Source organism: Flagellimonas sp. 389 (assembly GCF_018449435.1).
GTDB lineage: Bacteria > Bacteroidota > Bacteroidia > Flavobacteriales > Flavobacteriaceae > Flagellimonas.
In genome coordinates this window covers 1-13064 of record NZ_JAHCMU010000012.1, presented here as the reverse complement: position 1 = coordinate 13064, position 13064 = coordinate 1, and the positions used below count along the sequence as shown (strand labels likewise).

The following is a 13064-nucleotide window of genomic DNA, read 5'->3' as shown; positions in this document are numbered from 1 at the left end:
TGTTTAATAATGGGGCTAATTTACAAATTTACGTTACTTACTATCGAAACAGATGTTCTTCAAATCAATTTTGGTACATAAATAATGAGTCCCACGATAGCTGCGATAATGGATACTATCATAACGGCGCCAGCAGAAATATCTTTTATAAAACCTATTTTTGGGTCAATGTTGGGCTGGATATAGTCCGCTATTTTCTCTATGGCAGTATTTGCCCCTTCCATACCCATGACCATACCTATTGCCAACAACTGTATAATCCATTCTGTATTGGAAATATTAAAATAGAAACCGGCTCCCGTTACCAAAAGTGCGATTACAAACTGGACTTTAATACTTGCTTCCGTTCGCAATAGTAAAAACATACCCTTAAGGGCAAAGCCTACACTGCGTATCCTGTTTTTAAGAAAAGATTCCTTAGGCATCCATAATTGCTTCTAAAGCGGCTTTGTAGTTTGGTTCGTCCGCGGTCTCGGCTACTTGTTCGGTATGGACAATTGTTCCATTTTGGTCCAATACAACAATGCATCTTGAATGTAAAGTTTCAAAGGCACTATCAGCAAATGAGAGACCGTAATCCCTTCCAAACTCCCCTGTTTTATAGTCAGAGAGCATATCTACGTTTTCGATTCCTTCTGCACCACAAAAACGGGTCTGGGCAAAAGGCAAATCTTTGGAAATACATAAAACTTTGGTGTTCTCCAATTCTGCTGCCTCTTGGTTAAATTGTCTAATGGATTTTGCACATGTTCCCGTGTCTACACTCGGAAATATGTTTAGAATCACCTTATGCCCTTTGTAATCCGATAGAGAAACTGGCGAAAGGTCTGATTTGGTTAATGTGAAGCTAGGTGCTACCGTATTTTTTGATGGAAGTTCACCTACAGTTTTTGCCGGATCGCCACCTAATGTTATTGTTGCCATGATAGTGTTTTTTAATTAGGGTTGAAATTACTAAATAATCCGAATCTTAAGGTACAATAAAACAAAAACCCATTTGATAATTTATCAAATGGGCACTTTCAGCATTCAGATTAAAAATCTATTTATCAATGGAACCCAATACTCTCTCCATAAACTCTTTTAAAGCTTCTTTTTTAGGTGTTCCGGATTTAATTTCCTTATTCACCTCCAATGCTCCATAGATATTTGAAATGAGTTCTCCAATAACATCGAGTTCCTCATCTTTTATCCCAGGGGATTCCGTTAAAAACTCTAAGGTCTCTGATGTTTCGATAAGATAATCCTCATCGTTCTCCTCTATAAATTGGGTGAGGTGTTTAATTAGGGGCAATCTCATTTACCAATTCTTTTAAAACTTCGTATTTGTTTGTCTGTACTTGATTTTTAATGCTTCCGTTCGAGAAAGCCGCAAAAGTTGGTAGATTATCAACATTGGCCAACTTCCTTGATTCAGGAAATTTTTCGGCATCTACCAAAACAAAGGTAACGTTATCATTCTCCCTTGCTTCCTTTTTGAACTTAGGCTTCATAATGCGACAGTTCCCACACCAAGATGCCGAGTATTGAACCACCACGTTTGGATTTTCAGCAATGATTTCCTGTAAATTGTCTTGTTCCAATTCCAATAACATAGCGTACCAATTTTAGTTTGCGTGTTTTGACAAGTATTCTGCTACACCGCTATGGTTAGCGGTCATAGCATCTTTTCCTTCTTCCCAGTTTGCAGGGCAGACTTCACCTTTTTGTTGTACATGCGTGTAAGCATCTATTAAGCGTAAAAACTCGGCTACATTTCTTCCCAGTGGCATGTGGTTGATACTTTCGTGAAAAATTGTTCCCTCCTCATCGATAAGATACGTTGCCCTGTAGGTTACGTTATCACCTTCTACGGAGTAAATCTTTGTCTCTTCGTCATATTTCTCATTGGTAATGTCCAAGATACCTAAAGTGGTGGCCAAACTTCTATTGCTATCGGCAAGTAGGGGATAGGTAACTCCCTCTATTCCTCCATTATCTTTTGCAGTGTTCAACCAAGCAAAATGTACTTCAGCGGTGTCGCAAGATGCGCCTATAACAATAGTGTCTCTCTTTTCAAATTCTTCTATAGCGCTCTGGAACGCATGCAATTCTGTAGGACACACAAAGGTGAAATCCTTTGGGTACCAAAACAGTACAATTTTTTTATTGTTCTCTTTGGCCTTTTTCAATACATTGACTTTAAATGTATCGCCCAATTCGTCCATTGCATTTACATCCAAATCTGGAAATTTTTTACCTACAAGTGTCATATTTATTTTTTGTTTATGACAAAATTAGAAGCTATGTATTGAATTTTATAGTAATATGATAACAAGTTATTATTAAAAAATAGCTCAATCTTATCATATAAAAAATTGGCTACTTTCTTAAGTATACTTGAAACAATACTACCTTGAATTTAGATATTGTTAAAACTAAAAAGTTTATTTTGGCTATTTGTGAATTATGATTTTAAGTCAAAAATATATATCAACAAGATTAAGCTAAGAAGTAGTGGCGGTAAGTTGTTTTATCTTAATTCTGAAGGCAGCAAAGAGCAATGTCATAAAAGGGCTTAACCAATTGAATATTGCATAGAAAAAATATTCGCCTACACCAACACCCAGAACACCGCTGTGATATGCCCCACAAGTATTCCATGGTACCAAGACCGAAGTTACCGTTCCGGAATCTTCAAGCGTTCTGCTTAGGTTTTCTGGTGCAAGTCCACGCTCTTGGTAGGCTTTTGAAAACATTTTACCGGGAACTACCAGAGCTAAGTATTGATCTGACGCTGTGACATTTAAAGCCAAACAACTTCCTACAGTACTGGCAAAAAGACCAAAAGTGGTTTTTGCCATGCTTAATAGTGATTTTGTGATGCGTTCCAAGGCTCCGATTCCGTCCATAATACCACCAAAAACCATAGCACAGACAATAAGCCAAATAGTACCTAGCATTCCGGCCATGCCACCCGATGAAAACAAATCGTTCAATGCAGGGTCATCTGTTGGTATAGCGGTATCGACAGTTATGGCATTTAAAATCCCCTTATAGCTCGATTCAAAATTTAAACTTGTACCTCCGCCAAGAGTAGTTACTATATCTGGTTGAAAGATTAATGCAAAAACACCTCCCAATAATGTCCCAATCAGTAAAGCAAGTAAGGGTGGAGCCTTTTTTACTATTAGGAAGATAACCACTAAAGGAACTATAAAAAGCCACCCATTGATATTAAAACTAGCATTTATACTTTTTAGAATCGCATCTGTATCGGCAACACCAGTGGTATCTATTGTAAAACCTAGTATAATAAAAACTATCAGTGTAATGGATATGGTGGGAATCGTTGTCCAGGTCATATACCTTATATGCGAGAACAGATCTCCACCAGCCATTGCAGGAGCCAAATTAGTTGTATCACTTAATGGAGACATTTTATCTCCAAAGTATGCCCCAGAAAGAACGGCACCTGCAGTCATGCCCAAAGATATGCCCAAAGCTTCTCCAATACCGATCAAGGCTATACCTACCGTAGCTGCGGTTGTCCAGCTACTCCCAGTAGCAATAGAAATAATGGCACAGATAATTACACAAGCCGCCAAGAAAATTGTCGGATTCAGGATTTGCAAACCATAATAGATCATAGCAGGAATAATACCACTTACTAGCCAAGTTCCAGATAGTGCACCTACCATTAAAAGGATAAGCAATGCCCCGGTAGTAGACTTGACATTCTCTGCGACTTCGGCTATCATACGTTTGTAAGATACCTTGTTGAAAAAACCAATGATTGCAGCAACAGCACCACCTAATAAAAGAATGAACTGATTGGAGCCACTTAATGCATCGTCCCCAAAGACATAAACATTATAAGCCAACATTCCAACGAGTGCAAAAACGGGAATCAATGCCTCCCAAATATTCAGTTCTTTATTTTCAATGATTTGCTCGTCTTCTCTAAATTTGGCTTTTTTCTTCTCTGCTGACATTAAATGGAGTTTGTTTGGTAAAAGGTAATATTACGATTTTGAACCTTGTTCTCCAAACTGTCATTATTTGGAATGCTACGCCAACACCTCATTTTTAGAAAGAATACCCAATTTTTCCATACATGAACGCATAGACAGGTATGTTTTATGAATGTCATTGTCCAAACCTATAGAGAAACGTATAAGTCCTTGGGACAAGCCAAGTTCTTCTTGCTCTTCAATGGGTATTTCAGAAGACGTAGAAGTGCCCGGAGCACTGAACAAAGTCTTATAAAAACCTAGGCTCACTGCCAAATACCCTAGTTTCTCTTTTTGCATTGACTCCATTAGTGCATTGGCTTTATCCAATGAACCAACATCCAAGGTCATTAGGCCTCCAAAACCATATTCTGAATTCATCTGTGTTTTCATGGTTTCATGACCTGGATGACTCTTTAAGCCTGGATATACTACTTTGAGCCCATCTTTTTCAAACGCATTTGCCAAATATTGTGCATTTTCACTGTGTTTTTTTATACGGACATGTAGTGTTCGCATATTTTTAAGGATAGAAGCTGCTCTGATACTGTCCAAGGTGCTTCCCAATAACATTCCCGCTCCATCATTTACATCTTTAAGGCTAAGACAAAAATCTGATGTTGCACAAACGGCACCTGCCACACAATCACTACTTCCATTAATGAATTTGGTAAGACTGTGAACAACAACATCAGCGCCAAGTTTAGCGGCATTGATGTTCAATGGCGAGAAGGTATTGTCCACTATCAAAGGAATCCCATACTTCTTGGCCAATTTTGAAAGGGCTTTGATATTGGCTACTTCAAGCAAGGGGTTACTGACCGCTTCGCAATAGATCATTTTTGTGTTAGGGGTAATGGATTGTTCCACAATTTCAAGATTGGTGATATCAACGAAAGAAGTGGATATATTGAATTTCTTCAAAAAGTTTTTTAAGAAAGCATAGGTACCTCCATAAATTGTTCGGCTACAAACAATATGTTCATTTGCGTTACAAAGTTGCATGATCACAGCACTTATTGCCCCCATGCCACTAGCGTATACATTTGCGGTTTCGGTTCCTTCCAATTGGGCCATTGCTTCGCCCAGATATAAATTAGAAGGGGAGGAGTGTCTGCTATACAGATAACAACCTTCGGTATTTCCCTCAAAAGTATCGAACATAGTTTTTGCCGATAGAAATGTGTAGGTCGATGAATCTGATATAGATGGGTTTACCCCACCAAACTCTCCAAAATATTGTAAGTCTTGAATATGTTCTGATGCCTTGTAGTCCATTTGTATTAACTTTTTTAGTAAAAGTATTCAAGAATAGAATAAAAGTCAATGATATATTTTATATATTGATTTTAGTTCTATTTTAATGAATAATTTAGATTTTAATTCTATTTTTATCTTTAAAACTATAGGGATATAGAAAATGTATCGATATGGAACTGGACGAAAAAGATAGAAAACTGATTAAACTTCTACAGGAAGACTGTAAAAAAACCACCAAGGAATATGCAGATAGTTTAGAACTATCAAAAACAGCAGTTTATGAGCGCATACGAAGACTAGAAAGATTTGGGGTCGTTACCAAATATGTTGCTTTAGTAAACAAGGAAAAAGTACATCGGGATTTTACGGTGTTGTGCCATGTAAGATTGGTGCAGCATACCAAGCAAAACATACTCAGGTTTGAGCGGGAAATTTTAAAGCTGGATGAAGTGTCAGAATGCTTTCATATTAGTGGTGACTACGATTATATTTTGAAAATCAATGTTAGCAACATGAAAGAATATCGAGAATTTATGGTTGCCAAACTAACGGCAATAAGCAACATTGGGAGTACACAAAGTTCTTTCACCATAAAGGAGGTAAAGAATAGCCCTTCGGTTTTTATTTAGCAAAGTTTAACGTAAATCGCTGTTAAAAAGAGTTTGTATTGAAATGATATGTCTAAATTTTGGGTAATCAAGAAAACAGTCAAAAAACATCCTTTTACAAATGAATCCGCGCACACGTATTTTTCTCACGATGTTGGCTACCCTCATCGGGGGATTGTCATTGGTACTCTACACAACGATAACCGAAAGTATTTTATTTGATACTCTTAGTTTTTGTACTTCTTCAACTTCAGATTTGGTACTAGGCAGCACTGCACTTATTGCGTCTGCTATGGTAGCCGGTTTTATAGCTACATTAATTGTAGTAAAAGATAATTTTGTTCCACATATTTTCATATCTATGTTTCTGGTTGGTAAACTGTGTTTTGTGGCGCTTTGTGGTCATTGGCATGGACCGTTATGGTTTGAGACCGGACTGCATCTCTCGCTCATTGGTGGTTTGTGGTTAGGTCGCTACGGGGCTGTAAAGTTTCCGTTGGCCCCAGTTTAAAATAGAATACTTTAACGAAAAACATTCGTATTTTTGTGTTCGTTTTTATCATAAATCAGTTTACAAATAGAACCTATGAATCAATATGATGTAGCCGTAATTGGCTCTGGGCCTGGAGGCTATGTAGCAGCGATTCGCTGTGCACAATTGGGAATGAAAACCGCCATAATAGAAAAATATAATACCCTTGGTGGAACATGTCTCAATGTAGGCTGTATTCCTTCTAAAGCACTTTTGGATTCCTCCCATCATTATGAAGATGCGGTAAAACATTTTGAAGAACACGGAATCGATATTCCTGGCGAAGTTAAAGTGAATCTGGAGCAGATGATTGCCAGAAAACAAGGTGTTGTTGACCAAACCACCAAAGGCATTCAATTTTTGATGGATAAAAATAAAATCGATGTATATGAAGGTCTGGGTAGTTTTAAGGATGCATCCCATATTGAGATTGATAAGACCGATAGCGAAAAGGAAACCATTGAAGCAAAACATATCATTATAGCCACAGGTTCCAAACCGTCTACTTTACCTTTTATAGAGATAGATAAAGAACGTATAATCACTTCCACTGAAGCCTTGAAACTAAAAGAAATTCCAAAGCATATGATTGTTATTGGAGGGGGGGTAATCGGACTGGAGCTTGGTCAGGTATATAAAAGGCTCGGTGCCGAAGTCAGTGTTGTGGAGTACATGGATCGTATTATCCCTGGGATGGACGGAGCGCTTTCCAAAGAGTTGATGAAGGCCATGAAAAAACAAAAAGTAAAGTTCAATCTATCTCACAAAGTTAAATCTGTAGAGCGAAAAGGTGATGAGGTTATCATTAAGGCAGATAACAAAAAAGGAGAAGAAGTTACGTTCACAGGGGATTATTGTTTGGTTTCTGTGGGGCGAAGACCTTTTACAGATGGATTGAATGCTGAAGCTGCTGGAGTAAAACTGGACGATAGGGGCAGAGTAGCGGTGAACGAGCATTTACAAACAAACATTTCCAATATCTATGCCATTGGGGATGTGGTACGTGGTGCCATGTTGGCGCACAAAGCCGAAGAAGAAGGCACCATGGTCGCTGAATTGATTGCAGGACAAAAGCCGCATATCAATTATAATTTGATTCCAGGTGTGGTATATACTTGGCCAGAGGTTGCGGCAGTAGGAAAGACAGAAGAAGAATTAAAAGAAGCTGGAATAGCATACAAAGCAGGACAATTCCCTATGCGTGCTTTGGGACGTGCAAGGGCCAGTATGGATATTGACGGATTTGTGAAAATATTGGCAGATAAAACCACAGATGAGGTATTGGGAGTGCATATGATAGGAGCCCGCTGTGCTGACCTAATTACTGAAGGGGTAACCGCTATGGAATTTAGGGCATCTGCAGAAGATATAGCGCGTATGAGCCACGCACACCCAACCTACGCTGAGGCAGTAAAAGAAGCCGCATTGGCCGCTACCGAAGATAGGGCAATACATATATAGAGATATGGGTTTGTGGGGTTATTTGGCAATACCAAAAACCCTGCTCAAGAAGAGTCTCACTCTAACGGAAATTTCTCTAAGCATTGGTTTACTTACTTTGTAAAGACCAATGCTTTGTTTTTTTACATAATCTCTACCTGTAGCAATATTAGCCTTAATTTCTGCTTCATGCTTATTGTATCTCAAGGCTAAATACGTACATGTGAACATAAATGCCAAAGCCCCCGGAATTACCACTGATGGTATTAGAATATGATTAAAAAACCGATATAGGCCCAATCCCGTGAAGCTTCCATATAAAATCACAAAGTGAATTACATAAATTGAAAGCGTGCTGGACCCTATGCTCAAAACCGTTTTATTCATCATAAATCTGCGCAGCAACATAAAAACAGCAAAGACGATAAAGACATCGCCCAGACGAATAAATAGATAGTTGTTAAAAAAGATATCCGCGAACAATTGAATACGGGTCAACCTATGTACATACAGAAAAACATCAGAAGAAGTAAAAATGAATAATGGGCCTAAAACTAGGGCAGAAACAATAGCGACCTCGTACAAATATGTATAGTTTCTAAACTTATAAAATAGCGTAGACACAAACCCGCCTAACGTTGCGTATCCAAGCCAAGGGATAATAGTAAAAACAGAACCGTTTGCCTTTGTAAAATAATTGGCAATAGCATTTGGTAAAAAAGAAAATGACCACTGATTGTATAGCGGTTCAAACAAGAATAGGACTAGAGTTGCTCCCAAGAGTATGCTAGGGAAAAGGTATTTTTTTCTTTTGATGGAAAAGAGGTAAATCCCAATGAGCGCCAATATAGAAAGACCGATACAATGCAGTACATCGACCAAATAAAAGGAATCGTAAATTTCCCCTATCAAAATCCCAAAAAGGTTCATTCGTAACAAGTATCCGATCAACAATAATTGTAATCCACGACGTATACCTTTTCTTATTCTTGGATTTTCAAAACCCTTTTGTGGAGCCTTTATCAATAAATAGGTAAAAATAAAACCGGAAACCGTAAAGAAAACAGGAGCAGTAATCCCCCTAAAGTAAAGCCAAACGCTAAAAAAAATATTTTCCTTGTCCCTGAAGACCGGGTCTAACAGACCATCGATAAAATGCCCTTGGAGCATCATCAAAATTGCCCATGCACGCATGGCGTCAATAAAGAATAATCTGTTGGTCTTGGTTTTCATGTAAAACAATTACTCTATATACTTGCTAAACAGTTAGTTTGGATGTTTAGCGTTGCAAAACTAGTCAAAATACTCGCATGTATTGGTCATTTGAGGTATTTTAGCGAAACAATCGATATATTTTCCTTATGGCTTCAATTTTAGCATTCGCAGGTAGTAATTCTTCAACTTCCATCAATCATAAATTAGTAAAATATACTACCGCTTTGATTGAAACGCATAAAATCCAGCTTTATGATATGACCAGATATCCATTTCCTATGTATAGCGAGGATGATGAGCGACAGAAGGGCTTTTCTAATTCATTGGTAGAATTAAAAAACGATATCCAACGTGTTGATGCCCTATTGATTTCGGTCAACGAACACAATGGGAATCCGTCCGCATACTTTAAAAATCTTCTAGATTGGTTATCGAGGCTAGAACGTAAATTTCTACAGGATAAAACTATTTTTTTGATGTCTACTTCGGGGGGCAAGAGTGGCGGTGCAAATTCGTTGAAAGTAGTTAAAAACATGTTGCCTAGATTTGGTGCCGAAATCGTTTCTACATTCTCTCTTCCTTCTTTTAAAGAAAATTTTGAAGCAGATGGAATAGTAGATGATACGCTGCGTACCGAACATCAACAGGCACTGGACGCTTTTCTTCTGAACTTAAAGTAAAAACCCATTGCGAAAGCATCGTTCATTTTCAATTCCATCATCTTTAAAAATCAAGGATGCTTTATTAAAATGGTCTGAAAAATATACGAAAATTGCTTGGTTGGACAGTAATGGCCATAGTGATGCATACAGTACTTATGATGCTATTTTGGCTATCGCTGAACAGACCGATAAGTCTAGTCGGACTGTTTATTGTATCGATGAATTGAGTGAATTTATCGACAAAGAACACGATTGGTTGTTTGGTTACCTGTCTTACGATTTAAAAAATAGGATAGAACGGCTATCGTCCAATAATTTCGATGGTCTCAAGTTCCCTGAGATTCATTTTTTTCAGCCTTCTAAAATTATTGCCATCAAAGATGAAGCGCTACATTTTCTTTATCTAAATTCCCATGCAAATCAGATTGAAGGCGATTATTCAACCATAAAAGTATTACTGCGTGAAAATATTAGCCATAATGTACTATCCCAAGCCATCCATATTAAAATGCGTATCCACAAAGATGCCTATTTTGAAAAAGCCAATCGTTTTTTGGAACATATTCACCGTGGAGATATTTATGAGGCTAATTTTTGTCAAGAGTTTTATGCGGAAAACACTACTATTAACGCTTTTGAAACATTTAGAAAGCTGAATGCAATTTCTAAACCGCCATTTGCCTCTTTTTTGAAAAGTAACGAACATTATTTGTTATGCGCTTCGCCAGAACGCTATTTAAAAAGAATGGGACAAGCAGTAATTTCCCAGCCGATTAAAGGAACAGCTCCAAGGGGAAAAACTCAAATTGAAGATGAATCGCTTCAATATCAACTTGAAAATGATGAAAAAGAACGGGCGGAGAATATTATGATTACCGATCTGGTTCGGAACGACCTATCCAAAAGTGCTGTAAAAGGTAGCGTAGAAGTGAAGGAACTCTGCAAGGTATATGCTTTTGAACAAGTACATCAGATGATTTCTACGGTCGTGTCAAAAGTTCCAAAAAACAAAAAATCTTTCGAACTGATTCAAGAGACTTTCCCCATGGGAAGTATGACAGGCGCACCTAAAGTTTCTGCTATGAAAATCATTGAGGCATTGGAAGAAACCAAAAGGGGTCTTTACAGTGGAGCGGTAGGCTATTTTGACCCAAATGGAAATTTTGATTTTAATGTAGTTATCCGAAGCATTCTTTATAATGAAATAGAAAAATATGTTTCCTTTTCCGTAGGAAGCGCAATCACGGCCAAATCAAATCCTGAAAAAGAGTACCAAGAATGTTTGCTAAAGGCCAAAGCCATGCGAAGCGTCTTGGAGGGGAGTTGAGATTGTATGATTTTGGAAACTGTTAAAATTGCGTGCTCATGTTCATGTTTTGAGAATTTTTAATTGTCCGATGTCCGATGTCCGATGTCCGATGTCCGATGTCCGATGTCCGATCCAGCCCGTCCAAAACTTTGAAACTCTGCGACTTTGAAATCTTAAACCATAAACCTTTTACCCAAAACCCTTCACCCCAAATCTTTCCACCCAAGATCCAAAACCCCCAACTATCAACGGTCAGCGGTCTGATATCTGATTTCTGATTTCTGATGTCCGATGTCCGATGTCCGATATCCGATCCAGCCCGTCCAAAATTTTGAAACTCTGCAACTTTGAAACTCTGCAACTTTGAAATCTTAAACCATAAACCTTTTACCCAAAACCCTTCACCCCAAATCTTTCCACCCAAGATCCAAAACCCCTCAACCGTCAACCCAAACCCTGTATCCGTCAATTGACATGGGCGACCTATTCATATTACACTTTTCTTGCACGCTGTAATATAAAATATTCAACTCATGAAAAAAATACGTTTTTTGATTCTGATGACACTGTCCGTTGCAATGTTCGCCGTCTCTTGTTCCAGTGATGATGGTACAACGACACCAACACCGACTAAGCCGACCATAAGTAGTTTTACACCCAGTTCCGGGCCTGTTGGCACAGCGGTGACCATTAACGGGACCAACTTTAGTACAACGCCGGCATCGAACACCGTAAAGATCGGTGCCACAACAGCTACGGTAAGTGCCGCCACTACCACCAAGCTTACCGTTTCCGTTCCCCAAGGTGCGTCTACCGGGGCGGTGAGCGTTGCCGTAGGTGGTGAGACCGCCACAGGGAGCACCTTTACCGTGACCGAAGCCGAAGCGCAGAACACCGCCCCCGTTATCACCAACCAGACCACAACGACCGAAGTGGACGAGGATGCAGACAATGACTTCACCATCTTTACCGTGACCGCTACCGATGCCAATGCGGACGATACACTCACCTTTGAGATTACGGACGGAAACGGCGATGGGCTGTTCAACGTGGACGAAAACGGCCTGATCACCTTGGCGGATGGCCAAAACCTTGACTTTGAGACCGCCCCAGAACACAGCATAACGGTGACCGTCTCCGATGGCAATGGGGGCACGGACCAGATCAGCATACAGATAACCGTGAAGAACGTTATCGAAGACCTGTTCGAGGACCCGGCATCCTTTATCTTTACCTTGGAGACCGCTGGTGCCAATGAGGAATTCAGCATAGAAGTATTCGGAGAAGGTGAAGATGTCGATTTTCAAATTGATTGGGGCGATGGACAGCCAGAGGAAAATGTCATTGCCCAGGGCGGCCTGTCCCATGATTACATAGCTCCGGGTACCTATACAGTGGCCCTAAAGGGGCAAGTGGGCCGATTGACCTTCCCAGGACAGACGACCGCTTTGCGAACCGTGGAGCACTGGGGCACCATGGCATGGAAGAGCATGGAGGACATGTTTTATTTAGAGAATGATGCTGCTATTGTAGCTATAAATGCAAAGGACAAACCCAATCTTGACCAATGTACATCGCTAAAATACGCTTTTGTCAATGCAGATTTCAAACAGGACATTAATGGATGGAAGGTAGGTAAGGTCACCGATATGGAAGCTACTTTTGCTTTTAATCATGAATTTAATCAGGATATCAGCGATTGGGATGTAAGCAGTGTTCAAACCATGTACGGAATGTTCTTTGAAGCTACAACTTTCAATCAGGACATTAACGGTTGGGTAGTATCCAACGTTACCGATATGACCTCAATGCTTAGTTACGCAGAAAGCTTTAATCAACCTATTGCCAACTGGAACGTTGGTAATGTTCAAAGTATGCAAGCAATGTTCTTTGGTGCCACGGCGTTCGACCAAGATCTAGGGGCATGGGATATAGGCAATGTTACAGATATGCAAACCATGTTCAACAATTCCGGGATGTCCGCCCCTAACTTTTCAGATACACTTATAGGGTGGGCCGATCAAGTGGTACAACCAAATGTGGTTT

The 13064-nt window shown here is 39.3% G+C and carries 15 protein-coding genes; 6 read left to right on the top strand and 9 right to left on the bottom strand.

Annotated elements, in window-relative coordinates:
• Positions 1 to 59: 59 nt before the first annotated feature.
• From KIM67_RS11410 to KIM67_RS11380, 7 genes are all read right to left on the bottom strand, one after another.
• Positions 60 to 425: a diacylglycerol kinase family protein gene (locus tag KIM67_RS11410; protein ID WP_213831483.1), complete on the bottom strand. Its 366-nt coding sequence runs from the start codon at positions 423 to 425 to the stop codon at positions 60 to 62.
• The gene (tpx, locus tag KIM67_RS11405; protein WP_213831481.1) at positions 418 to 924 is read right to left on the bottom strand and encodes a thiol peroxidase; all 507 of its coding nucleotides are present in this window, start codon (positions 922 to 924) and stop codon (positions 418 to 420) included. Before tpx ends, KIM67_RS11410 begins: the two co-directional genes overlap by 8 nt.
• 118 nt (positions 925 to 1042) lie before the next feature.
• A complete protein-coding gene (locus tag KIM67_RS11400; RefSeq protein ID WP_213831479.1) occupies positions 1043 to 1300 on the bottom strand; it encodes a hypothetical protein in 258 nt (85 codons plus the stop codon).
• A complete protein-coding gene (locus KIM67_RS11395; protein WP_213831477.1) occupies positions 1281 to 1595 on the bottom strand; it encodes a co-chaperone YbbN in 315 nt (104 codons plus the stop codon). Before KIM67_RS11395 ends, KIM67_RS11400 begins: the two co-directional genes overlap by 20 nt.
• Positions 1596 to 1607: 12 nt before the next feature.
• The gene (locus tag KIM67_RS11390) at positions 1608 to 2252 is read right to left on the bottom strand and encodes a peroxiredoxin (protein WP_213831475.1); all 645 of its coding nucleotides are present in this window, start codon (positions 2250 to 2252) and stop codon (positions 1608 to 1610) included.
• 234 nt (positions 2253 to 2486) lie between these two features.
• Positions 2487 to 3974 carry a Na+/H+ antiporter NhaC gene (gene nhaC, locus KIM67_RS11385; protein ID WP_213831473.1) on the bottom strand — a complete coding sequence of 496 codons (1488 nt, stop codon included), beginning with the start codon at positions 3972 to 3974 and terminating at the stop codon, positions 2487 to 2489.
• Positions 3975 to 4049: 75 nt separating this feature from the next.
• On the bottom strand, positions 4050 to 5270 hold the full coding sequence (locus tag KIM67_RS11380; protein WP_213831471.1) for an aminotransferase class I/II-fold pyridoxal phosphate-dependent enzyme: 1221 nt from the start codon (positions 5268 to 5270) through the stop codon (positions 4050 to 4052).
• 152 nt (positions 5271 to 5422) lie between these two features.
• Between KIM67_RS11380 and KIM67_RS11375 the strand changes: the two genes are divergently transcribed.
• From KIM67_RS11375 to lpdA, 3 genes are all read left to right on the top strand, one after another.
• On the top strand, positions 5423 to 5881 hold the full coding sequence (locus tag KIM67_RS11375; protein ID WP_213831469.1) for an Lrp/AsnC family transcriptional regulator: 459 nt from the start codon (positions 5423 to 5425) through the stop codon (positions 5879 to 5881).
• A gap of 100 nt (positions 5882 to 5981) precedes the next feature.
• Positions 5982 to 6371, top strand: a complete 390-nt coding sequence (locus tag KIM67_RS11370) for a hypothetical protein (RefSeq protein WP_213831467.1) — start codon at positions 5982 to 5984, stop codon at positions 6369 to 6371.
• A gap of 75 nt (positions 6372 to 6446) precedes the next feature.
• The gene (gene lpdA / locus KIM67_RS11365; RefSeq protein WP_213831465.1) at positions 6447 to 7853 is read left to right on the top strand and encodes a dihydrolipoyl dehydrogenase; all 1407 of its coding nucleotides are present in this window, start codon (positions 6447 to 6449) and stop codon (positions 7851 to 7853) included.
• Positions 7854 to 7871: 18 nt separating this feature from the next.
• Here lpdA and KIM67_RS11360 read toward each other — a convergent pair whose 3' ends face one another.
• Positions 7872 to 9065 (bottom strand): heparan-alpha-glucosaminide N-acetyltransferase domain-containing protein, encoded by a 1194-nt coding sequence (locus tag KIM67_RS11360; RefSeq protein WP_213831464.1) that lies wholly within the window; start codon positions 9063 to 9065, stop codon positions 7872 to 7874.
• A 128-nt stretch (positions 9066 to 9193) separates the two neighbouring features.
• On the opposite strand from KIM67_RS11360, the gene KIM67_RS11355 reads away from it, so the two are divergent.
• The gene (locus tag KIM67_RS11355; protein ID WP_213831462.1) at positions 9194 to 9727 is read left to right on the top strand and encodes an NADPH-dependent FMN reductase; all 534 of its coding nucleotides are present in this window, start codon (positions 9194 to 9196) and stop codon (positions 9725 to 9727) included.
• A 7-nt stretch (positions 9728 to 9734) separates the two neighbouring features.
• Positions 9735 to 11036 carry an anthranilate synthase component I family protein gene (locus KIM67_RS11350; protein ID WP_213831460.1) on the top strand — a complete coding sequence of 434 codons (1302 nt, stop codon included), beginning with the start codon at positions 9735 to 9737 and terminating at the stop codon, positions 11034 to 11036.
• Between the two features lie 22 nt (positions 11037 to 11058).
• Here the strand turns inward: KIM67_RS11350 and KIM67_RS11345 are convergent, their stop codons facing one another.
• Positions 11059 to 11379 carry a hypothetical protein gene (locus tag KIM67_RS11345; protein ID WP_213831458.1) on the bottom strand — a complete coding sequence of 107 codons (321 nt, stop codon included), beginning with the start codon at positions 11377 to 11379 and terminating at the stop codon, positions 11059 to 11061.
• 172 nt (positions 11380 to 11551) lie between these two features.
• Here KIM67_RS11345 and KIM67_RS11340 point away from each other — a divergent pair.
• The coding region (locus KIM67_RS11340; protein WP_213831456.1) for a BspA family leucine-rich repeat surface protein at positions 11552 to 13064 on the top strand (1513 nt) is incomplete at its 3' end.

What these genes read in the sequence shown, in the direction of transcription:
- KIM67_RS11410 (WP_213831483.1), bottom strand. Translation starts at nt 425, where the DNA reads ATGCCTAAGGAATCTTTTCTTAAAAACAGGATACGCAGTGTAGGCTTT.
- tpx (WP_213831481.1), bottom strand. Translation starts at nt 924, where the DNA reads ATGGCAACAATAACATTAGGTGGCGATCCGGCAAAAACTGTAGGTGAA.
- KIM67_RS11400 (WP_213831479.1), bottom strand. Translation starts at nt 1,300, where the DNA reads ATGAGATTGCCCCTAATTAAACACCTCACCCAATTTATAGAGGAGAAC.
- KIM67_RS11395 (WP_213831477.1), bottom strand. Translation starts at nt 1,595, where the DNA reads ATGTTATTGGAATTGGAACAAGACAATTTACAGGAAATCATTGCTGAA.
- KIM67_RS11390 (WP_213831475.1), bottom strand. Translation starts at nt 2,252, where the DNA reads ATGACACTTGTAGGTAAAAAATTTCCAGATTTGGATGTAAATGCAATG.
- nhaC (WP_213831473.1), bottom strand. Translation starts at nt 3,974, where the DNA reads ATGTCAGCAGAGAAGAAAAAAGCCAAATTTAGAGAAGACGAGCAAATC.
- KIM67_RS11380 (WP_213831471.1), bottom strand. Translation starts at nt 5,270, where the DNA reads ATGGACTACAAGGCATCAGAACATATTCAAGACTTACAATATTTTGGA.
- KIM67_RS11375 (WP_213831469.1), top strand. Translation starts at nt 5,423, where the DNA reads ATGGAACTGGACGAAAAAGATAGAAAACTGATTAAACTTCTACAGGAA.
- KIM67_RS11370 (WP_213831467.1), top strand. Translation starts at nt 5,982, where the DNA reads ATGAATCCGCGCACACGTATTTTTCTCACGATGTTGGCTACCCTCATC.
- lpdA (WP_213831465.1), top strand. Translation starts at nt 6,447, where the DNA reads ATGAATCAATATGATGTAGCCGTAATTGGCTCTGGGCCTGGAGGCTAT.
- KIM67_RS11360 (WP_213831464.1), bottom strand. Translation starts at nt 9,065, where the DNA reads ATGAAAACCAAGACCAACAGATTATTCTTTATTGACGCCATGCGTGCA.
- KIM67_RS11355 (WP_213831462.1), top strand. Translation starts at nt 9,194, where the DNA reads ATGGCTTCAATTTTAGCATTCGCAGGTAGTAATTCTTCAACTTCCATC.